A 25,532-nucleotide genomic window follows, 5' to 3' on the forward strand; every position below is an offset into this window, starting at 1 on the left:
CCCCGCCTTTCGCAGGGGGCCCGGCGCGCTACGTGGACGGCGGGCCGAAGACGTCGGGCGTCCGGCCGTCCGGATCGAGGTCGGCCAGCACCGCGCACAGCATCTCGCGCAGCTGGAGCACCTGCTCGCGGCCGAGCGGGTCGAAGAGCCGGGCGCGCACCTCCTCGACGTGGCCGGGGGCCGCCTTCTCCAGGACGGCGAAACCCTCGTCGGTCAGCTCGGCGATGGTGGTGCGGCGGTCGTTGGGCGGCTTGCTCCGCCGCACCCAGCCGGACTCCTCCAGCCGGGCCACCGCGTGCGAGAGCCGGCTCGGCGAGGAACGGACGATCGCGGCCAGCTCGGTCATGGTCATCGCGCGGCCGGGTGCCTCGGAGAGCATCGCCAGGATCATGTAGTAGGTGTGCGGCATCCCCGAGTCGCGCTGGAGCTGGCGGTCCAGCGCCTCGTTCAGCAGCCGGGAGGTCCACAGGAAGGCGCGCCAGGTCTGCTGCTCGTCCTCGTCCAGCCAGCGGGTCTCGCTCATGGCACCAGTCTAGCCAATGCTTGAACACTCAAGTATCATGCTTATTTGAACCTTCAAATAAACTTCGCCGGGAAGGACCGATCCATGACCCGGATGCCCGTTCTGTACCTCAGCCACGGCGCCCCGCCGCTCGCCGACGACGCCGTGTGGACCGACCAGCTCGCCCGCTGGTCCGCCGGCCTGCCGCGGCCCGCCTCGATCCTCATGGTGTCGGCGCACTGGGAGGAGGCGCCGCTCAGCATCGGCGCGACCCGTCCCGTTCCGCTCGTGTACGACTTCTGGGGTTTCGATCGCAGGTACTACCAGGTCCGTTATGACGCTCCCGGTGCCCCCGGGCTGGCGGCCGACCTGCGCGCCCTCGTTCCCGGCCTGCACCAGGACGAGGAACGCGGCCTGGACCACGGCGCGTACGTGCCGCTGGTGGAGATGTACCCGGACGCCGACATCCCGGTGCTCCAGATGTCCATGCCGACGCTGGAGCCGGAACGCCTCTTCGAACTCGGCCGCCGCCTCGCGCCGTTGCGCGACCAGGGCGTGCTCATCATCGGCAGCGGCTTCACCACCCACAACCTGCGCGAGATGCGTTCCGGGACGGACGCGCCCCCGCCCGCCTGGTCGGCCGAGTTCGACGAGTGGACGGACCGGGCCGTGCTGGCCGGGGACGTGGACGCGCTGCTGGACTTCCAGGTCAAGGCGCCCGCCGCGAGGATCGCCCATCCACGGAGTGAGCATTTCGCGCCGCTGTTCGTGGCTCTAGGAGCACATGTCGGGGGGTCTGGGGGGTCGTCCCCCCAGGGGGTACAGGGAGCACATGTCGGGGGGTCTGGGGGGTCGTCCCGCCAGGGGGTACGAGGAGCACATACAGGGGCCGTGTCGGAGGGGTCTGGGGAGCGGCGGTCGGTCATCGACGGCTACTGGTACGGCCTGGCCAAGCGGTCGTTCCAGCTCTCCTGACCCGCCCTGGAAAGGCGACGCCGCAGCACGGAGCCCGCCGTCCGCTGGACGGCGGGCTCGACAGGTTCGCGCGTTCCCCGCCGGGACGGCCTGGCCGGCTCCCATACATCGGCCAGGACGGGGGCGGGGACGGCGGTCAGCTCATGTCACCGAAACCGATGCGCCAGGACGGGATCCGCGGCTTCCAGCCGAGGTCGAGCGCCCTGGCGTTGGACACCGGGCGGCCGGTCGCGGCGGCGTGCCGCCCGGCCGTGGCGGGCGTGGGCGCGCCCAGCGCCGCGCTGTAGACCGGCAGCCAGTCGGCCGTCGTCGCGGGCTCGTCGTCCACCACGTTGACCGGGCCCGCGGGCCACTCCAGAGCCGCGACCGCCGCGGCGGCGGCGTCGTCGGCGTGCACGAAGGACGTCCAGCTCGGCGCCTGGCGCAGCACGCCCGCCCGTACGCGCTCGGCGATCGCGCCGTCCGGGGCGTACCAGGTGCCCGGCCCGTACAGCGCCCCGTACCGCAGGACGACGCCGCGCGGCATCGTCGCCACGGCCTCTTCGAGCGCGGCCACGCCCCGGTACGGCGGAAGCGCGGGGTCGAGCGGGTCGGTCTCGACCGCGGGCCGCTCACCCGGCACGTACAGCCAGGCGACGCTCTGCGCGATCATCACCTCGACGCCGCTCTCCCGGGCGGCCGCCACGAGGTTCCGGGTGCCCGTGACGCGCAGCCGCGAGTTGGCGTCGAAGTTCTCGTCGGTGAGGTCGGTCAGCTGATGGATGATGGCGTCCGGGCGCTCGGCGGCGACCGCCGCGCGCACGGCCTCGGCGTCGAGCATGTCCACGACGAGGGGCTTGGCCTTCTGGCCGGCGAGGGACCGGGCGCGCTCGGCGCGACGGGTGGTGCCGGTGACCTCGTGGCCCGCCTGGACGAGCAACGGGACCAGCCGGCGGCCCACGACGCCGGTCGCGCCGGCGAGGAGAATCTTCAAGGGGGGTACCTCCACGATTTACGCACCATTGTGGTCGTCCCGACGGCAGCTTAGGCAGACTCCCCGCCCAGGTCATACCTGGACCAGCGAATCGTCACCTACCGGTGGGTTCCAGAGGACCACAGACGGTGATCGATTTCAGCCCTTCCGGGAATCGGAACCCCCGGAAACGGGCAGCCGTACCTCGAAAAGCGCTCCCCCTCCGGGCGCCCCACCCACCGTGAGCGTACCGCTTTGTGCCCTCACCAGGTCACGTGCGATGGCCAGACCCAGCCCCGCGCCGCCCTCGTCGCGGCTGCGCGCGTCGTCCAGCCGGACGAACCGCTCGAAGATCCGCTCGCGGTCGCCGGGCGGCACGCCCGGTCCGTCGTCGGCGACGCCGAGGACCGCCGTCCCGTCCTCCTCGCGGAGTGTGACGCGAACGACACCTTCGGCGTGGCGCCGGGCGTTGTCCAGGAGGTTGCCCAGGACGCGGGCGACCCGCCCGCGGGGACCCGCGACGCGCGGCGCCGCCTCGATGACCGCTTCGACCACTGGGACGGGCCGTCCCGCCGCCGCGCCGGCCGGGCCCGCCGACCGCCGTGCCACCTCCTCCTCGACGAGCTCGGCCAGGTCGACCGGCCGGGCCTCGGACGGGGCGGGCCGGTCCCCGGCGTCCAGGCGCGCCAGCAGCAGCAGGTCCGCGGCGAGATGCTGGAGCCGTACGACGTCCTCGACCACGCCCTCCAGGTCCAGCAGCTCCGGATGGGCCAGGGCCACCTCCAGCTGGGTGCGGAGCGAGGCGATGGGGCTGCGCAGCTCGTGCGAGGCGTCGGCGACGAACCCGCGCTGCCGCCCCACCGACTCCTCCAGCGCGGCCAGCGTGGCGTTCGTCGTGACCGCCAGGTCCGCCACCTCGTCCCGCGAGCCCGGTTCGGGCACCCGCCGGGTCAGGTCGCCGGACGCGGTGATCGCGGCCATCTGGGCGCGGATGGCCTCCACCGGCCCCAGCGCCCGCCGCGTGACCAGCCAGGTGACCCCGGCCACCACGGCCAGCAGGACGGGCAGCCCGACGAGCATCGCCCGGGCGACGGTGCCGACGGCCTCCCGGGTGGTGGCCAGGCTCGCGCCGGCCCGTACGGTCAGGGTCTCCCCGGCCGGGGTGGAGACGCGCACCGACGCGAAGCGGAACTCGGCCGTACGGCCGTCCACGGTCGCGGTGGCCGTCGAGAAGTCCACGTCCGGGGAGACCTGGCCGCGTCCCGGGCGGGAGTCGTCGTCATCGTCGTCCCCGTGGTCGTCGCCGCCCGGCGGGATCCGCGCGGACGGCCGGACCGGGACGCCGCCCACGTCGCGCAGGTCCTTGTCGGCGGCCCGGACCCGCCCGGACGCGTCGACCACCAGGACCGGGTGGTCCTCGGGGTCGGGCAGGTCGAGCCTGTCGCCGGTGACCCCGGTCGCCAGCTGCGAGGCGACCTCGCGGGCGGCGACCTCGGACTGGAGGTCGGCCCGCCCGGCCAGGTCGGCGCGCAGCAGCAGCACCACGGCCAGGCCCGCGACGATGAGCGCGCCCGCCACCACGGCGGTGGCCCCCAGCGTCGTCCGGGCCCGTACGGAACGCAGCACGGCTCAGCCCCGCCCGCCCGCGGCGGCGCCGCCGTCGGTGGCCAGCCGGTACCCCGCGCCGCGGACCGTGACGATGGACCGGCGCCCGAACGGCGCGTCGAGCTTGCGGCGCAGCGCGCTCACGTAGACCTCGACGATGTTGGGGTCGCCGTCGTAGGCGAAGTCCCAGACGTTCTCCATGATCTGCGCCTTGGACACCACCTGCCCCGCGTTGATCGCCAGATGCTCCAGCACGGCGAACTCCTTGGCGGTCAGCTCCACCTCGACGTCCCCGCGCCGCGCCCGCTTGGACGCGGGGTCGACGGTGAGGTCGCCCAGCACGATGGCGGGAGCCCCGCCGCCGCCCCGCGCGTGCCGGCGCAGCAGCGCCCGGACGCGGGCGAGCAGCACCACGTAGGAGAACGGTTTGGTGAGGTAGTCGTCCGCGCCCGTGTCCAGGCCCTCGGCCTCGTCGTACTCGCCGTCCTTGGCGGTGAGCATCAGGATCGGGGTGTGGTCGCCGGTGGCGCGCAGCTCTGCGCAGACCCGGTAGCCGTTCATCCCGGGGAGCATGATGTCCAGGATGATCAGGTCGTACTCGCGGTCCAGCGCCCGGCGCAGGCCCTCGCGGCCGTCGTGGACCACCTCCACCGCGAAGCCCTCGGCGGCGAGCCCGCCGGCCAGCGAGGCGGCCAGGCGTCTCTCGTCCTCGACGATCAGTAGGCGCATGACTTCAGGGTGCCAAACCGCACCTGAAGACTTCTTCAGGTGGCTTCAGGGTGGCCTCAGGATGGCGCGGCAGTGTGGCGGTCGTCCGGGAGATCTCCGGACGAGACGACGGGAGGGACCATGAAGAGGATCCTGCTGACGGTCGCCGCCGGCGCGGTGCTGGCCGCGGGCGGCGCGGCCACCGCCTACGCCGCCCAGGAGGGCGACGGCGGCGGCGAGCGGCGCGACGGCCGGGCGGCCGCGGCCCGGCTCGCCGACGTCAAGATCACGGCGGACCGGGCCGCCGCCGCGGCGCTCCAGGCGGTCCCGGGCCGGATCGAGTCCCTGGAGCTGGACGACGACGCCGACCGGCTCGTCTGGGAGGCGGACGTCCTGGCCGAGGGCGGCGCCTGGCGCGGCGTCCTGGTGGACGCGTCCACCGGCAAGGTGACCGCCGACCGCCAGGCCGTCCAGGACCGCGACGACGACGGTGACGACGACCAGGGCGACGATCGTGACGCCGACGACCGGGACGGCGACCGGGACGACGACGCCGACGACCGGAACGAGCGGGCCGCCGAGGCCAAGGGGCTCCAGGCGGCGAAGGTGACCGCGGACCAGGCGGCCCGGACCGCGCTGGGGTCGGCCGCGGGCACCGTCACCTCGATCGAGTTCGAGGACGGCCGCTTCTGGCAGGTCGATGTGACCGGAGCGGACGGCCGGGAGCGCGAACTGCGCGTGGACGCCGCCACCGGCAAGGTCACCTCCAACACCGCCGACGACGACCGCGACGACGACTGACGCCCCGCCAACGTGCGCCGGCCGCGTTTACGGATCGCGTCGGCCGAGCAGGCTCCTGCATTGTGCGTGGGAGAGCGCGTGCGGGTGCGGCATTGGGGAGGACGCGGAGTATGCGGATCAGCCTGGTCCAGGGCGACATCACCGAGCAGCCGGTGGACGCGGTGGTGAACGCGGCCAACTCCTCGCTGCTGGGCGGCGGTGGGGTGGACGGCGCCATCCACCGCAGGGGCGGCCCCGAGATCCTGGACGAGTGCCGCAGGCTGCGCGCCTCCCATTACGGGGGCGGGCTGCCGACCGGGCAGGCGGTGGCGACCACGGCGGGACGGCTGCCCGCGCGGTGGGTCATCCACACCGTCGGCCCGGTCTACTCGGCCTCCGAGGACCGTTCGGACCAGCTGGCCTCCTGCTACCGCGAGTCCCTGCGCGTCGCCGACGAGCTGGGCATCGAGTCGATCGCGTTCCCCGCCGTGTCGGCCGGGATCTACGGGTGGCCGGTCGAGGACGCGGCCCGGATCGCGGTGGGGACGGTGCGGTCGACCCCCTCGAAGGTGGGCGACGCCCGGTTCGTGCTGTTCACCCCGGACGCGTACGCCGCGTTCGAGCAGGTGATCCGCCTTTAGAACGTCGAGGTACGGCGCGGCGCCGTCCGGCGGGAATCGCTCGACCGAGCCGCGAGCCGCCGGGTGCCCGGTTTCTTCCCGGCGGGAGTTCCGGTGGGGTGGATCCGCCTGAGGGGCTGGCTCAGACCGGCTTGTGACGTTGGTAGTGGCGGGCGACGCGGACACGGTTACCGCAGCGGGTGGCCGAGCACCAGCGGCGGCGTGGATGGGCGGGCAGGAACAGCATCACGCAGTCGTGGGCCTCGCACTGGCGGACCTTGACCACCGCCGGGTCGGCCAGCAGGTCGGCCGCCGCCTCGGCCAGCCACGCGGCCGGCCGCGCCGCGGGTGGACCCGTGCGGCGGCGGGTCATGGTCACCGCCCTGCCGTCCCAGGTGAGTTCGCTGATGGGGGGCGCGGCGCGCTGGGCGCGGTTGAGGGCGTCCAGGGCGCCCGCCGGAGGTTCCTCGCCACGGCGAACGTGGTCGAGGACCTGGGCGGTGTGGTCGCGAAGGTCGCGCACGGCGGCCAGGCCGGCGGCCGTCGGTCCGGCCGCGGCGAGGTCCCGCGCCTGGGAGAACCGGCCGGCCTGGAGTTCCAGCCAGGCGAGCAGGTCGTCCGGGGTGGCCAGGAGGTCGCCGTCGGCGGGACGGGTGTTGACGAGGTCAAGCGCCAGGTGCTCCCCGACCAGGGGGATGATGTCGCCCATAGCCTAATGGTACATGCGCATGTTGACACATTAGCCATATCCCGGCTAAACCTGATGCCTCAGATCCGAACCGAGGTATTAGAGATGACTGCTTCCGGCATCGCCCGCACCGCCCACCGCCACCTGGAGGTCGAAGGGGTGCGCGTCTTCTACCGTGAATCACTGCCGGAGCGGGAGGACGCACCGGTGTCGTTGCTGTTGCACGGCTTCCCGTCGGCCTCGCACCAGTTCCGCCGGCTCATCGACGTGCTCGGCACCCGCTACCGGCTGATCGCCCCCGACTACCCCGGCTTCGGCCACACCCAGGCCCCCGGCGGCTTCACCTACTCGTTCGACCGGCTCGCCGACATCATCGAGGGCTTCGTGCAGGGACTCGGCCTGACACGGTTCGTGGTGTACATGTTCGACTTCGGCGCGCCGGTCGGTTTCCGCCTCGCCGAACGGCACCCCGAGTGGATCGCGGGCCTGATCGTCCAGAACGGCAACGCCTACACCGAGGGCCTCTCGGACGGGGCCCGTGACTTCATCGCGCTGCGCCCGGAGACCCCCGGCGCGGAGGAGACCGTGCGAGGGCTGCTCACCCTGGAGGGGACCCGCGGCCAGTACGAGGCCGGCGTCGCGGATCCTTCCCTGCTCGCCCCGGACGGCTGGACGCTCGACCAGCACTTCCTCGACCTGCCCGGCCGCAAGCGGGCCCAGGTGGCGCTGGCCTTCGATTACCACTCCAACCTTGAGCGCTACGGTCGCTGGCAGTCATGGCTGCGTGAGCACACCCCGCCCACCCTCATCACCTGGGGCGTCGGCGACCCGTTCTTCCCCGAGCCCGGCGCCCGCGCCTACCTGCGCGACGTCCCGGACGCCGAACTCCATCTGTTCGAGACCGGCCACTTCGCCCTCGAGACCCACCTGCCGCAGATCGCACCGCTCATCGCCGGCTTCCTCGACCGCGTCCAGGACGCGCGGTGAGCGGTTCGCCCGCCACCGGGTAGGCCAGGCCGGCCGGCCTGGCCGCGGCCTTCGAGCGGACGGTCCACCCCTGATCCGCCCTAGGAGGACGGCGGGGGCGGGACGATGAGGGTGGGGCGGCGCGCGTGCCGCAGCACCTGGGTGGACACGCTCCCCAGCAGGACGGACTTGGCCGCCGAGAGCCCGCGCGATCCGGTCACGATGAGCGAGGCGTCCAGTTCGGTGGCGAGGTCCACGATCGTGCCCCAGATGGGGCCGGCGCCGCGTTCGGCCCGCGGGGTCGAGTCCGGCAGCCCGGCCTCGGCGGCGAGGGCGGCGCCCGCGGCGGCGACCCGTTCGGCCTGGCGTTCCTCCTCCCACTGCTCGGCCTCGCTCTGGACGGGGACGGCCCCGGCGGCGCCCAGGGGCGCCCACGCCAGCTCGGTCAGGAGGGGCTCCCACACGGTGACGACGACGGCCGGTTCCGGCTTGAGGTGACCTCCGGCGTAGGCGATGGCGGCGCGGGCGTCGTCGGACCCGTCGAAGGCGATGAGGATGGTCATGCCCCTGACATGTCCGAACGCGCCCGGAAGGAACACGGGCGGGGCCAAACTGTGGTCAACCCCGCTCAGGGGGCGCCCGGCGCGCGTCCCATGCCCGGCGCGCGTCCCCGTCCCGGCGGGCCGGCGAACGCCTGGGCCAGGTCCAGCCAGCGTGCGGCGTCCGGCCCGGTGGCGGTGACCGCGAGGTCGGCGCGGTGGCGGCGCCGGGTCACCAGCAGGCAGAAGTCCAGCGCCGGCCCGGACACCGACTGCCCGGCGTCCTCGGGGCCCCAGGTCCACTCCTCGCCGCCGGGGCCGGTCAGGCGCACCCGGAACGCGGCGGCCGGGGGCTCCAGGCCGTGGTTGCGGAAGGCGAAGTCGCGGGTGCGCACGCCGATGTGCGCGACGTGGCGGAGGCGCGCGGACGGCTCCCGTACGGCGCCCAGGGCGTCGGCCACGTCCTGGCCGTGCGCCCAGGTCTCCATGATCCGCGCGGTCGCCATGGACGCCGCGCTCATGGGCGGCCCGAACCAGGGGAGGCGCGTCCCCGCGGGCACCCCGGCCAGCGCGCCGATCATCGCGCGGCGGCCGTCCCGCCAGCGGGCGAGGAGCGCGTCGCGCGGCTCGGCGGCACCGGCGGCGGCGCCCTCGTCCACGAACCCGTGGCCGCCGGCGAGGGCCTCCGCGAGGACCTTCTCGAACGCGGCGGGATCGGTGGCGGCGACGGTGGCGTGGCCGTCCGTCCAGGCGAGGTGGGCGATCTGGTGCGCGATCGTCCAGCCCTCGGCGGGGGTGGGCGCGGCCCAGTCCGGGCACGCCGCCACGAGGACGTCCAGGGAGTCGCCTTCGGCCGCCAGGTCGGCGAGCAGGGAGTCGAGGTCGGGCATCCGGCAAGGATCTCCTGTGATCGGTGCTCGTGGCCAGTGCGGCGGTTCGGCTCCGGCCGGTTCGGCGCCGGCCGGTGCGGCGGTACGGCCGGTCGCCGTGGCGGTACGGCCGGTCGCCGCCGCCCGGCGGGCCGCCGCCCGGCGGGCCGCCGCCCGGCGGGCCGTCGCTCAGCCGGACGAGGGGTCGGCCAGGGCGCGGGCGGCGGCGTAGTCGGCCTTGCCGTTGGGCAGGCGCAGCGGGTCGTCGGTGCGCACGAACGCCTTGGGGATCTTGTAGCGGGCCAGCCGGGCGGCGCAGGCGTCCCGCAGGTCGGCGTCGGCGGGCGCCCCGGCGGGACGCAGGACGGCGACGATCTCGCTTCCCCAGCGCTCGCTGGGACGGCCGACGACCAGCGCGTCGATCACTCCGGGCAGGCCGCGCAGGACCCCCTCGACCTCCTCGGCGAACACCTTCTCGCCGCCGGTGTTGATCACGGTCGAGTTCCGGCCGAGGACCTCCACCGTGCCGTCGGGCAGCAGCCGGGCGCGGTCCCCGGCGACCACCATCCGCCGGCCGTCCACGGTGAGGAACGTGGCCGCGGTGCGCTCGGGGTCGCCCAGGTAGCCGAGCGGGATCGCGCCGCCCTTGGCCAGCCAGCCCGGCTCGTCCTCGCCGGGCTCCAGCCGCCGGGTGCGGTCGGCGCTGAGGACGGCCGCGCCGGGGGCGGGCGTGAACGGGCGCGAGCCGGTGCCGCGGCGGGTGACCTGGAAGCCCGCCTCCGAGGAGCCGAGCACGTCGACGATCCGGGCGCCCGGGATCCGGGCCAGCAGCCGCCGGGCCACGCCGGGGTCGACGGCCGCCGCCGAGTTGATCATGGTGCGCAGGGCGCTCAGGTCGTGGTCGCCGCGTTCCAGCGCGTCCGCGAGCGGCCGGGCGAACGCGTCGCCGACCAGCGGGATCCGGGTGACCCGTTCGCGGGCGGCGGTGGCGAGCAGGTCGTCGGCGTCCAGCCCGTCCACCCGGTCGGGGAACACCACGCAGCCGCCGGCGCACCAGGCGCCCAGCGCCGACCAGGTGCCCGCGCCGTGCATGAGCGGCGGGCCGACCAGCACCCGGCCATCGTAGGTGGACGCGCGCCCGGCCGCCGCCGCCAGGTCGGTGACCGGCGCGCCGTCCGGGCCGCGCAGCCCCAGCGGGCCGTCGATCAGGTCGCCGATCCGCCACAGCACCCCCTTGGGCAGGCCCGTGGTACCGCCCGTGTAGAGGATGTGCAGGTCGTCGGGGGACGGGTGGACGCCGTCGAGCGGTTCGGGGGACGCGGCGGCCAGCGCGGACTCGTAGTCCAGCGCGCCGGGGGCGAGGGCTTCGCCGGAGTCGTCGGCCACCTGGAGCAGCAGCGGCGGCTCGGGCAGCTTCCCGGCGACCCGGGCGATCACGTCGGCGAAGCGCGCGTGGAAGAGGACGGCGCGGGGCCGCGCGTTGCGGAGGAGGTCGCGCAGCTCGCCGTCCACGTACCGGTAGTTGACGTTGAACGGCGCCACCCGGGCCTTGTGCGCGCCGAGCAGCCCTTCCAGGTATTCGGGCCCGTTGTGCAGGTAGAGCGCCAGATGGTCGTGCGGCGACTCCCACGGCCGGGCGGGGTCCCGGCCCTCCGGGCGCACGCCGAGCCCGTGGGAGCGCAGGACGTGCGCCAGCCGGCGGGTCCGCTCGGTGACCTCGCGCCAGGTCATCCGCCGGTCGCGCCAGACCAGGCACTCGCGGTCGGGCACGGCCGCCGCGATGGCCTCGTGCAGGGTCGCCAGGTCCAGCTGGGGCATCGCTCTCCTCCCGGTGGGACACGCTGGAGATCACCGTAAAGGATCGCTTACCGAATCTCGTTCAGCGGGGCCCGGATCCGGGCGTGCCGGGTCAGCGGGCGGCGTTGCCCAGCTCGCGGGTGCCCCGGTCGAGGGTGGTCAGGCGGGGGCGGCCCTCCTCCACGCGGAACGTGCGGAGCGTGAGGAGCTCGGGCGTCTCGTCCGTGCGGATCGACCGGACGGCCTTCATCGTCGCCGTGATCCCGGACGGGGTGACGTCCATGACCACGTACCCGTGCGCCGCCGAGTTGAAGTACTCCAGGTGGGGGTTGCTGCCGCGCAGCGCCCAGGTCAGGTCCGTCTCCGGCGGCACGAGCAGGCCGCCCTGGCCCAGCGTGGCCATCTCCACGAAGTTGGACGAGGTCACCGACCCGCCCAGCAGGCCGACCCCGACCGGCGCCTGGGACGGGTCGTCGAAGTCGGGCCGCAGGTAACCGGCGCCGAACGTGTGCAGGTCACCGGTGATCGTGACGAGGTTGTCGACGTTCCGGAACGCCGTCAGCAGCCGGGCCCGCTCCACCGGGAAGCCGTCCCACTGGTCGAGGGTGAGGAACACCGAGAACCGCCCGTCCGGCTGCGTCGGCAACGGCAGCGTGGGCAGCGACGGGAACAGCCGCCTCAGGTAGACGTCGAGCAGCTTGAGCTGCATGCACATCACCTCGTTCGCCCACACCTTCCAGGTCGCGGTGGACGAGGTGATCTGCTCGGTGAACCAGTCGCGCTGCTCGGCGCCCAGCATCGTGCGGTCCGGGTTCAGGCGTTCCGGGCAACCGGGGGTCGCGTACAGCCGCAGCATCCCCAGGCCGCACGGCGGCCTGCTGCGGTACGTGCGCTCGTCGGTCAGCACCAGGTCCATCAGCCCGCCGAAGCGCAGCGTCCGGTAGATCGTGAGGGCTCCGGTCGGGCCGCCGGACGGGTCGAAGCGGGCGCCCGCCGTCGCGTACTCCGACCAGGCCCGCACCGAGGCCAGCTTGCGGTCCGGCGCGTAGTTGGCGGCCTCGTCGTCGGAATCGGTGTCGTAGGCGCCGTAGCCGTCGTTGGCGAACTCGTGGTCGTCCCAGGTCTGGATCATCGTGAAGCGCTCGTGCAGCCGCTGCAGGTCCGGGTCCGAACGGTAGATCTTGTAGAGCGCGCGGTAGTCGTCCAGGGTCTCGGCACGGGTCCGCCCGCTCGGCAGCGTGATCTCCCGGACCTGGGCGCCCTGGAACGAGGAGTCCGCCGTCGTCTCGTAGATGTAGTCGCCGAGGTGGACGATGAAGTCGACGTCCTCCCGGGCCAGGTGCCGCAGGGCCGTGTAGTAGCCGTTGGTGTAGTCCTGGCAGGAGACGTAGCCGAAGCGGAGCCCGGCCGGGGAGGCGCCGGGCGCGGGCAGCGTGCGGAAGCGGCCCGTGCGGCTGGCCGTGCCCCCGACCACGAACCGGTAGTAGTACGTCTGCCAGGGCCGCAGCGCCTGCGCCGTGACCCGTACCTTCACCGTGTGGTCGCGCTCGGCCTCGGCGGTGGTCACACCCCGGACCAGCGGGACCTGGAAGCCCTCGTCGGCCGCGATCTCGTAGGCGACGCGGCCCCCGGGGACGGCGCCGGCCGCGTCCGGGGCGACCCTCGTCCACAGGACCACGCCGTCGGGCGACGGGTCGCCGGAGGCCACGCTCTGCGGGAACACCTCCGGCGCCAGGCGGGTGCCGCGCACCTCGAACAGCCGCGCGACCTCGGCCGGCGACCCGGCCGAGGCGGGCACCGCCTCGCCGACCGACCAGGTCACCGCGGCGGCGAACGACAGACCCAGGAACCTGCGGCGGGACACCTCGGACACGCTGACCTCCGGAGCCGGGAGCGGGGGAGCCCACTGGGGCAACCCTGACGGTGACGGACGATCACGCGGTTATCAACGGGTGTCCGGGACCCGGCGCTGACCGGAAGCGGCAACCGCGGCGCCGGCGCGGGACAATCGGGACGTGGTCCGGACGCAGAAACCCCAGGGGGAGGTGACGCGGGGCACCACCGCGCCCAACCGGCTGCGCCGCGTGGACCGGTGGATCGCCGCCACCCAGGCCGGGCCGCTGCGCGCGGGCGCACGCCCGCTGGCCGTGGACCTGGGGTACGGGGCGTCCCCGGTGACCACGGTCGAGTTCTACACGCGGCTGCGGCGGGTGTCCCCGGCCCTGGAGGTCGTCGGCATCGAGATCGAGCCCGAACGGGTCGCGGCGGGCCGGGCCGTGACGGCGGGCGGCGCGTACCCGGGCCTGTCGTTCCGGCGCGGCGGCTTCGAGCTGCCGGTGGACCGCCCGCCGGTGCTGGTCCGGGCGTTCAACGTGCTCCGGCAGTACGAGGAGGAGGCGGCCTGGCGGGCCTGGGACGAGCTGGCCGGGCGGCTCGCCCCCGGCGGCGTCCTGGTGGAGGGCACCTGCGACGAGATCGGCCGCCGCGCCGTGTGGGTGACGCTGCCGGCCTCGGTGCCCGAGCCGGCGACGATCACCTTCGCCGCCCGCCTCGCGACCCTGGAACGCCCGTCCGACCTGGCCGAACGGCTGCCCAAGACGCTGATCCACCGCAACGTCCCCGGCGAGCGGGTGCACGCGGTGCTGGCCGACTTCGACCGGTGCTGGGCGGTGGCGGCGCCCCAGTCGGTGTTCGGGCCGCGGGCGCGCTGGATCGAGGCGGTCTCCCTGCTGGCCCGGATCCACCCGGTGATGGTGCGGCCCCCGTACGGCGGGCGGGCGCGATGGCGCCTGGGCGAGGTCACCCTTCCCTGGTCAGCTGTGGCTCCCGCGTCCCCGCCGGCGCGCCGCTGAGGATCTCCACGGTGCCGCGCGCGCCGTCCACCCGGACCCGGTCCCCGGTGCGCAGCCGCGTGGTGGCGTTCCCGCACCCCAGGACCGCCGGGACGCCCAGCTCGCGGGCCACGAACGCGCCGTGCGAGAAGTGCGCGCCCACATCGGTCACGACCGCGGCGGCGCGCGGGAACAGCAGGGTCCAGCCGACGTCGGCCGCGCCGGTGACCAGCACCTCGCCCGGCCGCAGTTCGGCGCCCCGCTCCGGCGCCTCCAGGACCCGCACCGTCCCCTCCGCGACCCCGGCGGCCCCCGGCCGGCCGCTGAGGGCCGCGTCGGCGGGCACGGGCGGGAGGGGGGCCAGGGGCTCGGCCGCGTCGTAGAAGTCGGTGCGGTGCCCCCGGCGCGCGGCCCACCCGTCCGGGTCGAACCGGCCGCGGATCAGGACGGGGTACGGCGCCAGCGCGCGGTACCGGTCGTAGGTGCGCCGCCGCACCGGCACCTCCTCCAGCGGCCGGCCGTCCCCCTCCAGCACGTCCAGGATCTCGTCGGCGGTCAGGAAGAACAGGTCGGCGCCGCGGCCGGTCAGCTCCCCGGCCCGCAGGACGAACGCGCGCAGCACCCGGTAGGCCCGCATGACCTCCGACCAGGCCGCGTCCCGGTCATGGGCCGCCTGGGCCCACCGCCCGACGCGGCGCCGCGTCACCGCGACCTTCTGCGGGTGGCTTGCGCGGAACCGCCGCCAGGCCGCCCGGCTCGCCTCCCGCTGCCGCCGCATCAGCTCCAGGGCGTCCGGGGCGATCTCGACCGCGTCCGGCGCGCCTCCGTCGCCGCCGTGGCGGTGTCCCTGACGTCCCTCGCGCTCGTGCCGGTGGCCGGGGGCGCGGTCGAGGTCGCGGCCGGACAGGGCGAGGGTGGCCGAGACCTGTTCCTGGAGCCAGGCCGGGTCCTCGGCCGGCCGCGGCGCCGAGATCTCGAACTCGTGCGGGCCGCGATGCCCCCACTGCCGCAGGTAGGCCGCCTCGTCGAGATCGCCGCGGACGAGGTGGGCCAGCCCGGTCACCGGCCCCAGCCCGGCCGGGGGCGCCCCGCCCGGCTTCGCCAGCCCGGTGAGCATCGCGTCGGCGTCGGCGTCGTCGACCAGGGGACGCAGGTGGCGGCGTACCGCCGTCCAGGCGGCGGCGCGCTCGCGTCCGGCGGCCTCCAGCAGATGGCACGCCTCGGTGAAGAACGGCAGCAGCGCTCCGCGCCACAGGCCCGCCAGCCGTACGGGGTCGGTCTCCTCCCGGATCCGGCCGAGCAGCGCCTCGCACCGTCCGGGCGAGGACTCCAGGAAGTCGGGCAGCCGTTTCCGGGCGGCCCTGGCCCGCCGCCTGGCCCGCGCCTCCGCGGGCAGCAGCCGCCCCGCGACCGCGACCCGCGACACCCTGGCGGGCGGGACCTCCACGCCCGGGGGCAGGCGGCCGAAGACCTGCTCCAGCAGCCCGATCCGGGACTCGGGGTCGGCCCGGCCGAGCGTGGCGGTCAGGGCGTCGGCCACGCTCAGGTTCGTGTAGAGGCGGCCACCGATGTTGCCGTACGCGGGGTGGTCCCGCAGCGCGGAGATCACGGAGGACGAGCGCACGAACGTCTGGACGAGCGACCAGGTGCAGGGCGTCATCACGTCCTGGACGGCCTCGCCCAGCCCGCCGCAGGACCACAGGTGGTCGCCGCCGAGGCTGTCGTTCCACACCTCCGTGGCCGCGGCCCCGGCGGCCGTGCCCGCGCCCGCCCCGGCGGCCGGGACGAGGGGCCGGGCCTGCAGGATGTACGGGTCGCCCCCGTACAGGGCCCAGTCGACGTCCATCGGCCGTTCGAACAGCGCCTCGATCCGCTCCCCGAGCCGGGCGAGCCGCGCCGCCTGGTCCGGGCCGAGGACGGGCTCGGTCCGCCACCGCTCCGGGACCGGCTCCTCGTGCGTGCCGCCGCCCGGCCCGCCGGACAGGATGGTCATCAGCGCCTTGTCCGCGATCCGCCGCCCCGCGATCCTTCCGGTGCCCTTCTCCACGATCACGGTGTCGGGCGCGACCCGTCCCGAGGCCACCGGCACGCCCAGGCCCCACACCGCGTTCAGCAGGATCCGGCCGCGCTCCAGGCGCCCGCCGGCCTCCCCGGACGCTTCGCCCTCCGCGGGCTCCCCGGCCGCGGGCGCGGCCGTGGACATCACCCCGGCGGCGTCGGCGGGCACCAGCGTCTGCACCACCACGCCGATCACCGCCTCGCCGTGGTCGAGCCCGGCGCGGGCGCGGTACTCGATCGCCCGGGCGCTCCACAGCGAGGCCCAGCACCGCCGGATCGCCGTCAGCACCGCCGACTCGCCCCGCACGCCCAGCACGGTCAGCCGGCCGTCCGCGAACGCCGCGTCCGGCACCTCCCCGCCGACCGCCGACGAGCGCACCGCCACCAGGTGGTCGCGGTCGCCCAGCCCCGCGTACGCCCAGCGCACCGGCCCGGCGACCTCGGTCGGCGGCTCGTGCCGGGCGAACAGCCCGGCGATCCGCCGCGCCGCCGCCTCCGCCGAGATCGGCAGGTCCGGATCGACCCGGGCGGCGGCCGACAGGATCGGCTCGCGCAGCCCGTTGCGGTCCACGAACTCCCGGTAGGCGCCGGTGGTCACATGGAAGCCCGAGGGCACCGGCAGCCCGGCCGCCGCCAGCCGGGCCAGCGCCGCGCCCTTCGCGCCCACCACGGCGGGCTCGGCGCCCGCGTCGTCGAGCGACAGTACGAAGAACTGGGCCATCTCGCGCTCCGTCCCCCGAAAATCCCCTGAGCTCCCTCTCGTCGCATACCCCGGGAACGGGCCGGTGATCCTAGAGCTGACGTGCGCTTTCCCGCGGTGGGAGGGGCGCGGACTACTCGCGGTGCAGCTTGTACGGGGCGGCCTGGACGCGCGGCTGCACGTCGATCCGGTCGATGTTGACGTGCGGCGGGCGGGTCACGGCCCAGGCCACGCAGTCCGCCACGTCCTCGGCGACCAGGGGTTCGGGCACGCCCTCGTAGGTCTTCTCGGCCTTCTCGGCGTCCCCGTGGAAGCGCACCAGGGAGAACTCCTCGGTCTTCACCATCCCCGGCGCGATCTCGGTGATCCGCACCGGCCGGGCCACCAGCTCCAGCCGCATGACCTCGTTCACCGCGTACGCCGCGTGCTTGGCCGCGTTGTACCCGGCGCCGCCCTCGTAGGGGACGTGCGCCGCCAGCGAGGTCACGTTCACGACATGGCCGGCGCCGCTCTCGATCAGCTTGGGCAGCAGCGCCTTGGTCACCCGCAGCAGCCCGATCACGTTGCTGTCGTACATCGCCTGCCACTCCGCCGGGTCGGAGTCGGCGACGGTGTCCAGGCCGATGGCGCCGCCCGCGTTGTTGACCAGGACGTGGCACTCGCCCAGCGCCGCCGCCAGGGCGTCCACCGACTCCTGGTCGGTCACGTCCAGGGTGGCCGCGGCGACCCGCCCGGCGCCCGGCACCTCCTCGCGGATCTCCTTGGCGAGGGCGTCGAGCCGGTCCCGCCGCCGGGCGGCCAGGACGACGTTGAACCCCTCGGCGGCCAGGCGCCTGGCCGTGGCCGCCCCGATCCCGCTGCTTGCTCCCGTGATAACGGCCGTCTTACGCATGGCCCAAGCCTTCCAGGCATCGCCCGCCGCGCGAACCCCGGGCCCGGCCGCGCCGCCTCAGGGGCCTCAAAGCCAACGAAATACCATGAAAGTCCCATAAGGCCCCATTGCGGGGGAACACCGACCGCTGTCGATAGGTTCCACTACCGGAGGTGGTGTCGGGTGCCGCGTCGTATCAACCGGGTCGCGACGATCAGCGTCCACACGTCCCCCCTCGACCAGCCGGGGACCGGCGACGCCGGGGGCATGAACGTCTACGTGGTCGAGGTGGCCCGGCGGCTGGCCGCACGCGGCGTCGAGGTGGACATCTTCACCCGCGCGACCTCCCGGGCGCTGCCCCCGGTCACCGAACTGGCGCCCGGCGTGCTCGTCCGGAACGTGGTCTCCGGGCCGTTCGAGGAGCTGGAGAAGACCGAGCTGCTCCGCCACATGTGCGGCTTCACCTCCGGCGTCCTGCGCGCCGAGGCGTCCTACGACCCCGGGCACTACGACCTGATCCACACCCACTACTGGCTGTCCGGCCAGGCCGGTCACGCCGCCAAGCGGCGCTGGGGCGTCCCGCTGGTGCACTCCATGCACACCATGGCCAAGGTCAAGAACGCCGCCCTGGCCGAGGGCGACACCCCCGAGCCCCGGGCGCGGGTGCTGGGCGAGGAACGGGCCGTCGCCTCCTCCGACCAGCTCGTGGCCAACACCGCCGAGGAGGCCCGCGAGCTCATCGACCTCTACGGCGCCGACCCGTCCCGCGTCGCGACCGTCAACCCCGGCGTCGACCTCGACCTCTTCCAGCCCGAGTCGGCCCTGCCCGCCCGGGGCGCCGGCCCGGACCCGCACCGCACCGGCCCGGCGCGGCGGCGCCTCGGCCTGCCGCCCGACGCCTACGTGCTGCTCTTCGTGGGCCGCATCCAGCCGCTGAAGGCCCCCGACGTCCTGCTGCGCGCCGCCGCCCGGATGCTCGCCGACGACCCCGCGCTGCGCGACCGGCTGGTCGTGGCGGTGGTCGGCGGCCCCAGCGGGAGCGCGCGCTGCCGCCCCGAGGAGCAGCAGGCGCTGGCCGCCGGACTGGGCCTCACCGGCGTCGTGCGGTTCGAGCCGCCGGCCCCGCAGGCCGAGCTCGCCGACTGGTACCGCGCCGCCGACGTCACCGTCGTCCCCTCGCACAGCGAGTCGTTCGGCCTGGTCGCGGTGGAGTCGCAGGCGTGCGGGACCCCGGTCGTCGCCGCCGCCGTCGGAGGGCTGCGCACCGCCGTCCGGGACGGCGAGTCCGGCGTCCTGATCCGCGGCCACGACCCGGCGGACTACGCGGCCGTGCTGCGCCGCCTGCGCGCCGAACCCGCCCTGCACGCCCGCCTCGCCCGGCACGCCGTGCGACACGCGCGCGGTTTCGGCTGGGACGCCACCGTGGACCGCCTCCTTGAGGTGTATACCGGTGCCTTGTCCCATCTCGCCCAGGCCCGCCCCCACGCGGAGGTGACCGCATGACCCGCCCCGACCGCGACCCCGCCGCGGTGATCGAGGAGACGCTGCGCGCGGCCGAGCTGGAGTTCGACACGCCCCGTCCCGGCGCGTTCTTCGTCAAGCTGCCCGGCCAGCACAAGCTGGCCACCATGACCTGGCTGATCGTGGGCGACCACAGCCTGCACGTCGAGGCGTTCTTCTGCCGCCGCCCCGACGAGAACCACGCCGAGTTCTACCGCTTCCTGCTGGAACGCAACGGCCGGATGTACGGGGTGGCCTTCACCCTCGACGAGGTCGGCGACGTCCACCTGGTCGGCCGTGCGCCGCTGGCCGCGGTCAGCCCGGAGGAGATCGACCGGCTGCTGGGCTGCGTGCTGACCTACTCCGACGAGAACTTCGACAAGGCGCTGGAACGCGGCTTCAAGTCCTCCATCCAGCGCGAGTGGGACTGGCGGGTCAAGCGCGGCGAGAGCCTGGCCAACCTCCAGGCGTTCGCCTCGTTCGCCGACCCGGCCAACCGTCCGGAGGCCGGTTCCGGCTGAGCCGCGGGGCACCCGCGACCGCGCGGTCCCGGCAGGGGCCGGATAGGCTCTGATGCCATGGCGACCTTGGTACTTCTCCGGCATGGCGAAAGCGTGTGGAACGCCGAAGGGCTGTTCACCGGCTGGGTGGACGTCGATCTGTCCACCAAGGGCGAGGGGGAGGCGACCAAGGGCGGCGACCTGCTGCTCGACGCCGACATCACGCCCGACGTCGTGCACACCTCGTTGCTGAAGCGGGCCATCCGCACCGCCAACATCGCGCTGGACGTGGCCGACCTGCTGTGGATCCCGGTGCGCCGCTCGTGGCGGCTCAACGAGCGCCACTACGGCGCGCTGCAGGGCAAGAACAAGGCCCAGACGCGCGAGGAGTTCGGCGAGAAGCAGTTCATGGTGTGGCGCCGGTCGTACGACACCCCGCCCCCGCCGATCAAGGACGACGACCCGCTGTCCCAGGTCAGCGACCTGCGTTACGCCGGGCTGCCGTCCGAGCTGATCCCGCGCACCGAGTGCCTGGCCGACGTGGTGGACCGCCTGCTGCCGTACTGGTACGACTCGATCGTCCCGGACCTGGCCGCCGGCCGCACCGTGCTGGTCGCCGCGCACGGCAACTCGCTGCGCGCCATGGTCAAGCACCTCGACGACGTCTCCGACGAGGAGATCGTCGGGCTCAACATCCCGACCGGGATCCCGCTGGTGTACGAGCTGGACGACGACTTCGCCCCGCTCAAGCGCGGCGGCGAGTACCTCGACCCGGCCGCCGCCAAGGCCGCCATCGAGGCCGTGAAGAACCAGGGCGCCGCCGCCCCCGCCGCCGACACCGGCAAGGCGGCCAAGCCCGCCAAGACGCCCAGGGGCCGTAAGAAGAAGTAAGACCGCGCCGGTACGAATCCCCGGCACGCCCCCCAAGTACGAACGCTCGGTGCGAACGTGAACCTGCCCGGGGCGCAGGGCGGCTCCTGCGAAAGACCGCCCTGCGCCCGCAGGTGTACGCGTTGCCCGAGTGTAGGTGATCCTCAGGAGGAGTCCACGATCTCCTCCGGACGCTGGCCCGTCACCAGGTACACCACGTGCTCGGCCACGACCACGGCGTGGTCGGCGAAACGCTCGAAGTAGCGGCCCGCCAGGGTGATGTCCACCGCGGGCTCCACGCCGTGCTTCCACTTCGGCGACAGCAGCTTGTCGAACAGCTTGCGGTGCAGCCGGTCCATCGCGTCGTCGTCGGCGTCCAGCTCCAGGCCCATCTCGACGTCCTTCGCGGCGATCACGCTGCCGGTCTTGGCGATCATGCGTTCCGCGATCTGGCCCATCTCCAGCACCGTGGCCTGCAGTTCCGGCGGCACGGCCGACTCGGGGTGCCGGCGCCGGGCGGTCTTGGCGATGTGCACCGCCAGGTCCCCCATCCGCTCCAGGTCACCGCTCATCCGCAGTGCCGTGATCAGCAGCCGCAGGTCACCGGCCACCGGCTGCTGCCGGGCCATGAGGTCGAACACGGTCTCCTCGATCTCCGTGTCGATCTTGTTGACCTGCTCGTCACTGCCGATGACCTCCTCCGACAGCCGCAGGTCCGCGTCCAGCAGCGCGGTCACCGCGCGGGCCATGGCGGACCGGACCAGCCGGGTCATCTCCACCAGCTTGTCGGAAAGAGCGTCGAGCTCCTCGTGATAGGCGTCGCGCAATTTAGGATCCCCAGGGATTCGAGTGGAACGGGTGGGACGAGGGTGGCACACGGGCCGGGACGCCGGGCGGACTCACCCACGCCACAGCCTGTCTGACCTGCGTGAACCAATCGGGAGAAAGAGGTGAATTTTGGGCGAACGCGCCCTCGTACGGTCCCTTCATGGTGCAGCAACGGACCGCCGGGCACTTACGATCCAGATGTGGAGGTCGAGATTGTCGCGGGCCTGGCCGGGCTTGCCGGGCTCGCGATCGGGCTCGCGACTGGATTGGCGGTGCGCGTGAGCGAGCGAGCCCAGCGTTTGTCGACCCCGGCGGCCCCCCAGGGCGCGTTGCCGCCGGGGGTGGCTTCCGTGCTCAGCGTGCTGCGCTCCTCCGCCGTCGTGGTGGACGGCGAGGACCGGGTGCTGCGCGCGAGCTCGGCGGCGCGGGCGTTCGGCGTGGTCAGCGGTGACCGGCTGGTGGTCGACGAGCTGCTGGCGATGGCGCGGCTGGTGCGCCGCGACGGCGAGATCCGGGAGACCGAGATCCAGGTCGGCCCGTCCCGCAGCCGAAGTCGCGCGGACGGCCGCTGGTTCGCGGTGCGGGTGGCGCCGCTCGGCTCGCACGGGCTGGTCCTGGTGCTCGCCGAGGACCTGACCGAGATGCGCCGGGTCGAGGCGATCCGGCGCGACTTCGTGGCCAACGTCAGCCACGAGCTCAAGACCCCGGTCGGCGCGCTGTCGCTGCTGGCCGAGACCGTCGAGGGCGCGGCCGACGACCCCGAGGCGGTGCGCCGCTTCGCCGGGCGCATGCAGCACGAGTCGGTGCGCCTGACCAACCTCGTCCAGGACCTGATGACGCTGTCGCGGATCCAGGGCGACGAGCCGCTGCCCGAGCTGCACCCGGTCTCGCTGGACGAGATCATCGTCGAGGCGATCGACCGGACCCAGATCAAGGCCACCGCCAAGAACATCGAGGTGACCAGCGGCGGCAGGGCCGGGCAGAAGGTGCGCGGCGACGAGGAGCTGCTGATCACCGCGCTGCGCAACCTGATCGACAACGCGGTCGCCTACAGTCCCGAGAACACCCGCGTGGTGGTCGCCACCCGCCGGTGCGACGACGGGCACGTCGAGGTCAACGTCACCGACCAGGGCATCGGGATCCCCGAGCGCGAGCTGGAACGGATCTTCGAGCGGTTCTACCGGGTCGATCCGGCGCGCTCCCGCCAGACCGGCGGCACCGGTCTCGGCCTGGCGATCGTCAAGCACGTCACGACCAAGCACGGCGGCGAGGTCACGGTGTGGAGCAAGGAGGGCTCCGGGTCGACGTTCACGATCCGGCTGCCGCTGCTCCAGCCGCTCCCGCCGCCCGGCACGCGGCGCGCGGTCGCGTCCGGCCCGGCGTCGCCCGGCCCGTCCGGGACGGGCCCGTCCGGATCGGAGACGTCCGGATCGGAGACGTCCGGACCGGAGACGTCCGGGCCGGGCGCGGCCGGATCGGGCACGCCGCCGCGCGGCGAGGGCGGCGCCCCGGCCGTGATCCCGATCCCGCCCGGCCCCTGAGGGCCGCGGCGCACCACACCCCGCGACACCCCACGAGACCTGAGACCCCGGAGGAACCGGCGCGATGACCTGGCACTCATGATCACCCCATCCGCGGCCGCCGCCGACGCGACCGCCCCAGTCGGGAACGCCGCGTCCGCGTTCACCGTGAGCGACCGGCTCCTCCGGGAAGCCGCCGACACAGAGACCGCCCGGGAGGCAACACCGTGACCCGCGTGCTCGTCGTGGAAGACGAGGAGTCGTTCAGCGACGCACTGTCGTACAACCTCCGCAAGGAGGGCTTCGAGGTCGCCGTGGCGGCCACCGGCCCCGACGCGCTGGACATCTTCGAGCGCAACGGCGCCGACCTGGTCCTCCTCGACCTGATGCTGCCCGGCCTGCCCGGCACCGAGGTGTGCCGCGAGCTGCGCGCGCGTTCCAACGTGCCGGTCATCATGCTGACCGCCAAGGACAGCGAGGTCGACAAGGTCGTCGGGCTGGAGCTCGGCGCCGACGACTACGTCACCAAGCCGTTCTCCACCCGTGAGCTGATCGCGCGGATGCGCGCGGTGCTGCGCCGCCAAGGGGAGGTCGAGGAGGTCGCCCCGGCCATCCTGGAGGCCGGCCCGGTCCGGATGGACGTCGAGCGCCACGTCGTCAGCGTCAAGGGCGACGCCGTCCAGCTGCCGCTGAAGGAGTTCGAGCTGCTGGAGGTGCTGCTGCGCAACGCCGGCCGGGTCCTCACCCGCATGCAGCTCATCGACCGCGTCTGGGGCGCCGACTACGTGGGCGACACCAAGACCCTGGACGTCCACATCAAACGGCTCCGCGCCAAGATCGAGGCGACGCCGTCAACGCCGCGCTACATCGTCACCGTGCGCGGCCTGGGCTACAAGTTCGAGCCCTAGAGAAACGCTGTGACCTGCGTGTGCCCTCATGAACTTCCCTCCGAGGGCACATGCGGGGCACTCGCGTTCCCGATTTCGCCCTCGAGTGCGAAGTACCGGGAAACCGGCCGGCCGAGTGATGAGTTCCGGGTCGTGCGGAGGTCATATCCTGCGGGACCCCTGTCGACCGACGCGCTCGTACCCGGAGGAGACGCATGGCAAAGCTCATCTACTCGATGATCACCTCGCTCGACGGCTACGCCGAGGCGGCGGAGGGCGACCTCGGCTCCGGGCCGGCCGACGACCAGGAGGTGCACACCTTCATCAACGACCTCTTCCGTCCCGTCGGCACGTACCTCTACGGCCGGCGGATGTACGAGACGATGGTCTACTGGGAGACCGCGCACACCGAGCCCGACCTGCCGCCGCACGTCCTGCAGTACGCCCGCGACTGGCAGGCCGCGGAGAAGGTCGTGTACTCCACGACGCTCGAGTCGGTGTCCAGCGCGAAGACCAGGATCGAGCGCACCTTCGACCCGGACGCGGTGCGCAGGCTCAAGGCCGAGGCCGATCACGACCTCACCGTCGACGGCCCCAACCTCGCGGCCCAGGCGATCGCGGCCGGCCTGGTGGACGAGTACCACCTGTTCATCACCACGAGCGTGGTCGGCGGCGGCAAGCGGTTCTTCCCCGACGGCGTGCGCCTCGATCTCGAGCTGGTCGACAAGCGCGCCTTCGACAGCGGACTGATCTACGCGCGCTACCGGACCCGCTGATCCGGCCGACCGGCCCTGCCCCTACCGACCACAGGTGAGAAATCCCGATCGCGCCGGCCGTGTGAAAGAGCGCGGCCCGTACGGCTCGAAAGCCGTACGGGCCGCGTCGTCGTTCAGGGCGTGTCGTTCAGGGGAGACGGGCGCTCGCCCCTCAGCCGTGCCCGCCGTCCGTGGCGGGGGCCTCGGAGGACGGGGTGGCCGGGGTCGCGCCGCCCGTGGCCCCGGTCGTGGGCTGGGACGAGGGCTCGGCCGAGGGGGAGGCCCCCGTACCCGGGGTGGCGTGCGTGCCGCCGCCGTGACCGCCCTCGGACGCCGGGGCGCTCGGGCTGGGGAAGCCGGGCGCGGGAACGCCGGGGGACACCGCCGGGAGGGCGGTGTACTCGCCCTGCCGCGGGACCACCGGGATCGACAGTTCGATGCCGCCGGCCTGCTCGAACCGCAGGCTCACCTTCAGGGTCTCGCCGCCGAGCAGCTGCCGGTTCAGGCCCGTCAGCACGATCAGCGGGGTCTGCCCGCCGGGCGCGGCCGGGCTCTCGGTCGCGGGGGTGGGCGTGGCGGATCCGGTGCTGGTGGGCGCGGCCGTGGGCGACGTCTCGGCCCCGGGCTGCGGGGACGCCGTGCCGGACGGCTCCGCTCCGGCCGGGCCCGAACCGGTCGGCCGCGGCGTGGCCGTCCCGCTCGGCTCCCCGCTCGGGCGGCCGGACGCCTGCCCGGTGGGCGTGCCGGTCGGCTTCGGCGACGCGGTGCCGGTGGGCTGGGCCCCCGCTCCGCCCTTGCCGAGGAGCTGGACGGGCGTGCCCTCACCGGAGGGCTGGGCGGGCGGCAGGGTGAGCGCGCCACCGGCGATGCGCACCTGGGCGAAGTCCGGCGAGCTGACGCTCACCAGGCGGTCCTGACGTCCCTTGACCTGGTTGATGATCGTGCCGTACAGCGGCACCGAGCTGCCGGGCTGGAACATCCTGCTCGGCTCCGGACCCAGCAGGAACATGTTGCGGATGTCGACCTGCGAGGTCGCCGCGCCCTTGGGCACCGAGGCGTTGACGCCCTCGGTCAGCTGGGTGGGAGCCGCGGTCTGGGGTTCGCTGCCGGCGCCGCAGCCGGAGATCACCGGCGCGATGGCGACCGCACCCGCGATGGCGAGTGCGACCACTCGACGGCTGTTTCGGATCACGGCGTCGATCTCCTCGCGA

At 74.1% G+C, this 25,532-nt stretch carries 25 protein-coding genes; 12 read left to right on the forward strand and 13 right to left on the reverse strand.

All coding sequences use genetic code 11. The annotated features are described in order from the left end of the window. Window positions 1-28: 28 nt before the first annotated feature. Window positions 29-523: a MarR family winged helix-turn-helix transcriptional regulator gene (locus IW256_RS37280; RefSeq protein ID WP_197015421.1), complete on the reverse strand. Its 495-nt coding sequence runs from the start codon at window positions 521-523 to the stop codon at window positions 29-31. Between the two features lie 84 nt (window positions 524-607). Here IW256_RS37280 and IW256_RS37285 point away from each other — a divergent pair, with 84 nt between their 5' ends. After that, a complete protein-coding gene (locus IW256_RS37285) occupies window positions 608-1,477 on the forward strand; it encodes a dioxygenase family protein (RefSeq protein WP_425549721.1) in 870 nt (289 codons plus the stop codon). 136 nt (window positions 1,478-1,613) lie between these two features. Here the strand turns inward: IW256_RS37285 and IW256_RS37290 are convergent, their stop codons facing one another. From IW256_RS37290 to IW256_RS37300, 3 genes are all read right to left on the reverse strand, one after another. Continuing rightward, window positions 1,614-2,450 (reverse strand): NAD-dependent epimerase/dehydratase family protein, encoded by an 837-nt coding sequence (locus IW256_RS37290; RefSeq protein WP_197015422.1) that lies wholly within the window; start codon window positions 2,448-2,450, stop codon window positions 1,614-1,616. 138 nt (window positions 2,451-2,588) lie between these two features. Next, window positions 2,589-4,055 (reverse strand): sensor histidine kinase, encoded by a 1,467-nt coding sequence (locus IW256_RS37295; protein ID WP_197015423.1) that lies wholly within the window; start codon window positions 4,053-4,055, stop codon window positions 2,589-2,591. A gap of 3 nt (window positions 4,056-4,058) precedes the next feature. Beyond that, complete coding sequence (locus tag IW256_RS37300) at window positions 4,059-4,763, reverse strand: response regulator transcription factor (RefSeq protein WP_197015424.1); 705 nt, start codon at window positions 4,761-4,763, stop codon at window positions 4,059-4,061. 120 nt (window positions 4,764-4,883) lie between these two features. Here IW256_RS37300 and IW256_RS37305 point away from each other — a divergent pair, with 120 nt between their 5' ends. Both IW256_RS37305 and IW256_RS37310 read left to right on the forward strand, forming a co-directional pair. After that, window positions 4,884-5,543 (forward strand): PepSY domain-containing protein, encoded by a 660-nt coding sequence (locus IW256_RS37305; protein ID WP_197015425.1) that lies wholly within the window; start codon window positions 4,884-4,886, stop codon window positions 5,541-5,543. A gap of 110 nt (window positions 5,544-5,653) precedes the next feature. Then, window positions 5,654-6,163, forward strand: a complete 510-nt coding sequence (locus tag IW256_RS37310) for an O-acetyl-ADP-ribose deacetylase (protein WP_197015426.1) — start codon at window positions 5,654-5,656, stop codon at window positions 6,161-6,163. 121 nt (window positions 6,164-6,284) lie between these two features. Here IW256_RS37310 and IW256_RS37315 read toward each other — a convergent pair whose 3' ends face one another. After that, window positions 6,285-6,851 (reverse strand): CGNR zinc finger domain-containing protein, encoded by a 567-nt coding sequence (locus IW256_RS37315; protein WP_197015427.1) that lies wholly within the window; start codon window positions 6,849-6,851, stop codon window positions 6,285-6,287. A gap of 84 nt (window positions 6,852-6,935) precedes the next feature. Here IW256_RS37315 and IW256_RS37320 point away from each other — a divergent pair, with 84 nt between their 5' ends. Further along, a complete protein-coding gene (locus IW256_RS37320; protein WP_197015428.1) occupies window positions 6,936-7,817 on the forward strand; it encodes an alpha/beta fold hydrolase in 882 nt (293 codons plus the stop codon). An 80-nt stretch (window positions 7,818-7,897) separates the two neighbouring features. On the opposite strand, the gene IW256_RS37325 is transcribed toward IW256_RS37320, so the two are convergent. Both IW256_RS37325 and IW256_RS37330 read right to left on the reverse strand, forming a co-directional pair. Next, on the reverse strand, window positions 7,898-8,359 hold the full coding sequence (locus IW256_RS37325; protein ID WP_197015429.1) for a universal stress protein: 462 nt from the start codon (window positions 8,357-8,359) through the stop codon (window positions 7,898-7,900). A 65-nt stretch (window positions 8,360-8,424) separates the two neighbouring features. Continuing rightward, window positions 8,425-9,225: a TIGR03084 family metal-binding protein gene (locus IW256_RS37330; RefSeq protein WP_197015430.1), complete on the reverse strand. Its 801-nt coding sequence runs from the start codon at window positions 9,223-9,225 to the stop codon at window positions 8,425-8,427. A 16-nt stretch (window positions 9,226-9,241) separates the two neighbouring features. On the opposite strand from IW256_RS37330, the gene IW256_RS37335 reads away from it, so the two are divergent. Beyond that, a complete protein-coding gene (locus tag IW256_RS37335; protein ID WP_197015431.1) occupies window positions 9,242-9,436 on the forward strand; it encodes a hypothetical protein in 195 nt (64 codons plus the stop codon). On the opposite strand, the gene IW256_RS37340 is transcribed toward IW256_RS37335, so the two are convergent. Next, window positions 9,394-11,022: an AMP-binding protein gene (locus IW256_RS37340; protein WP_197015432.1), complete on the reverse strand. Its 1,629-nt coding sequence runs from the start codon at window positions 11,020-11,022 to the stop codon at window positions 9,394-9,396. The genes IW256_RS37335 and IW256_RS37340 overlap by 43 nt on opposite strands. A gap of 91 nt (window positions 11,023-11,113) precedes the next feature. Continuing rightward, entirely contained in the window at window positions 11,114-12,874 is a 1,761-nt protein-coding gene (locus tag IW256_RS37345; RefSeq protein WP_197015433.1) for an alkaline phosphatase D family protein, read from the reverse strand. Window positions 12,875-13,016: 142 nt separating this feature from the next. On the opposite strand from IW256_RS37345, the gene IW256_RS37350 reads away from it, so the two are divergent. Next, entirely contained in the window at window positions 13,017-13,853 is an 837-nt protein-coding gene (locus tag IW256_RS37350) for a class I SAM-dependent methyltransferase (protein ID WP_197015434.1), read from the forward strand. Here the strand turns inward: IW256_RS37350 and IW256_RS37355 are convergent. Both IW256_RS37355 and IW256_RS37360 read right to left on the reverse strand, forming a co-directional pair. Then, window positions 13,801-16,611, reverse strand: a complete 2,811-nt coding sequence (locus IW256_RS37355) for a PEP/pyruvate-binding domain-containing protein (RefSeq protein WP_197015435.1) — start codon at window positions 16,609-16,611, stop codon at window positions 13,801-13,803. The genes IW256_RS37350 and IW256_RS37355 overlap by 53 nt on opposite strands. Window positions 16,612-16,723: 112 nt before the next feature. After that, window positions 16,724-17,482, reverse strand: a complete 759-nt coding sequence (locus IW256_RS37360) for an SDR family NAD(P)-dependent oxidoreductase (RefSeq protein ID WP_197015436.1) — start codon at window positions 17,480-17,482, stop codon at window positions 16,724-16,726. Between the two features lie 162 nt (window positions 17,483-17,644). Between IW256_RS37360 and mshA the strand changes: the two genes are divergently transcribed. Genes mshA through IW256_RS37375 form a run of 3 tightly spaced genes read left to right on the forward strand, consistent with a single transcriptional unit; the run spans window position 17,645 to window position 20,352 of the window. Then, entirely contained in the window at window positions 17,645-18,964 is a 1,320-nt protein-coding gene (mshA, locus tag IW256_RS37365; protein ID WP_197015437.1) for a D-inositol-3-phosphate glycosyltransferase, read from the forward strand. Beyond that, window positions 18,961-19,482: a type III secretion system chaperone family protein gene (locus IW256_RS37370; protein ID WP_197015438.1), complete on the forward strand. Its 522-nt coding sequence runs from the start codon at window positions 18,961-18,963 to the stop codon at window positions 19,480-19,482. The genes mshA and IW256_RS37370 overlap by 4 nt, the downstream gene beginning before the upstream one ends. A gap of 57 nt (window positions 19,483-19,539) precedes the next feature. After that, window positions 19,540-20,352: a phosphoglyceromutase gene (locus IW256_RS37375; protein WP_197015439.1), complete on the forward strand. Its 813-nt coding sequence runs from the start codon at window positions 19,540-19,542 to the stop codon at window positions 20,350-20,352. 143 nt (window positions 20,353-20,495) lie between these two features. Here the strand turns inward: IW256_RS37375 and phoU are convergent, their stop codons facing one another. Beyond that, window positions 20,496-21,158 (reverse strand): phosphate signaling complex protein PhoU, encoded by a 663-nt coding sequence (gene phoU, locus IW256_RS37380; RefSeq protein ID WP_197015440.1) that lies wholly within the window; start codon window positions 21,156-21,158, stop codon window positions 20,496-20,498. 201 nt (window positions 21,159-21,359) lie between these two features. Between phoU and IW256_RS37385 the strand changes: the two genes are divergently transcribed. From IW256_RS37385 to IW256_RS37395, 3 genes are all read left to right on the forward strand, one after another. Then, window positions 21,360-22,700: a sensor histidine kinase gene (locus tag IW256_RS37385; protein WP_307829319.1), complete on the forward strand. Its 1,341-nt coding sequence runs from the start codon at window positions 21,360-21,362 to the stop codon at window positions 22,698-22,700. 215 nt (window positions 22,701-22,915) lie between these two features. Then, on the forward strand, window positions 22,916-23,587 hold the full coding sequence (locus IW256_RS37390; protein WP_475652139.1) for a winged helix-turn-helix domain-containing protein: 672 nt from the start codon (window positions 22,916-22,918) through the stop codon (window positions 23,585-23,587). Between the two features lie 194 nt (window positions 23,588-23,781). Next, the gene (locus IW256_RS37395) at window positions 23,782-24,342 is read left to right on the forward strand and encodes a dihydrofolate reductase family protein (protein WP_197015442.1); all 561 of its coding nucleotides are present in this window, start codon (window positions 23,782-23,784) and stop codon (window positions 24,340-24,342) included. Window positions 24,343-24,493: 151 nt separating this feature from the next. Here the strand turns inward: IW256_RS37395 and IW256_RS37400 are convergent, their stop codons facing one another. Further along, a complete protein-coding gene (locus IW256_RS37400) occupies window positions 24,494-25,513 on the reverse strand; it encodes a hypothetical protein (protein WP_197015443.1) in 1,020 nt (339 codons plus the stop codon). Window positions 25,514-25,532 lie beyond the last annotated feature (19 nt).

Source organism: Actinomadura viridis (genome assembly GCF_015751755.1).
In the GTDB taxonomy this organism is placed as follows: Bacteria; Actinomycetota; Actinomycetes; order Streptosporangiales; family Streptosporangiaceae; genus Spirillospora; species Spirillospora viridis.

Bases quoted from the DNA above. Each gene is read 5' to 3' on its own strand.
- IW256_RS37280 (WP_197015421.1), bottom strand. From the start codon at position 523: ATGAGCGAGACCCGCTGGCTGGACGAGGACGAGCAGCAGACCTGGCGC.
- IW256_RS37285 (WP_425549721.1), top strand. From the start codon at position 608: ATGACCCGGATGCCCGTTCTGTACCTCAGCCACGGCGCCCCGCCGCTC.
- IW256_RS37300 (WP_197015424.1), bottom strand. From the start codon at position 4,763: ATGCGCCTACTGATCGTCGAGGACGAGAGACGCCTGGCCGCCTCGCTG.
- IW256_RS37305 (WP_197015425.1), top strand. From the start codon at position 4,884: ATGAAGAGGATCCTGCTGACGGTCGCCGCCGGCGCGGTGCTGGCCGCG.
- IW256_RS37310 (WP_197015426.1), top strand. From the start codon at position 5,654: ATGCGGATCAGCCTGGTCCAGGGCGACATCACCGAGCAGCCGGTGGAC.
- IW256_RS37315 (WP_197015427.1), bottom strand. From the start codon at position 6,851: ATGGGCGACATCATCCCCCTGGTCGGGGAGCACCTGGCGCTTGACCTC.
- IW256_RS37320 (WP_197015428.1), top strand. From the start codon at position 6,936: ATGACTGCTTCCGGCATCGCCCGCACCGCCCACCGCCACCTGGAGGTC.
- IW256_RS37325 (WP_197015429.1), bottom strand. From the start codon at position 8,359: ATGACCATCCTCATCGCCTTCGACGGGTCCGACGACGCCCGCGCCGCC.
- IW256_RS37330 (WP_197015430.1), bottom strand. From the start codon at position 9,225: ATGCCCGACCTCGACTCCCTGCTCGCCGACCTGGCGGCCGAAGGCGAC.
- IW256_RS37340 (WP_197015432.1), bottom strand. From the start codon at position 11,022: ATGCCCCAGCTGGACCTGGCGACCCTGCACGAGGCCATCGCGGCGGCC.
- IW256_RS37355 (WP_197015435.1), bottom strand. From the start codon at position 16,611: ATGGCCCAGTTCTTCGTACTGTCGCTCGACGACGCGGGCGCCGAGCCC.
- IW256_RS37360 (WP_197015436.1), bottom strand. From the start codon at position 17,482: ATGCGTAAGACGGCCGTTATCACGGGAGCAAGCAGCGGGATCGGGGCG.
- IW256_RS37370 (WP_197015438.1), top strand. From the start codon at position 18,961: ATGACCCGCCCCGACCGCGACCCCGCCGCGGTGATCGAGGAGACGCTG.
- IW256_RS37375 (WP_197015439.1), top strand. From the start codon at position 19,540: ATGGCGACCTTGGTACTTCTCCGGCATGGCGAAAGCGTGTGGAACGCC.
- IW256_RS37395 (WP_197015442.1), top strand. From the start codon at position 23,782: ATGGCAAAGCTCATCTACTCGATGATCACCTCGCTCGACGGCTACGCC.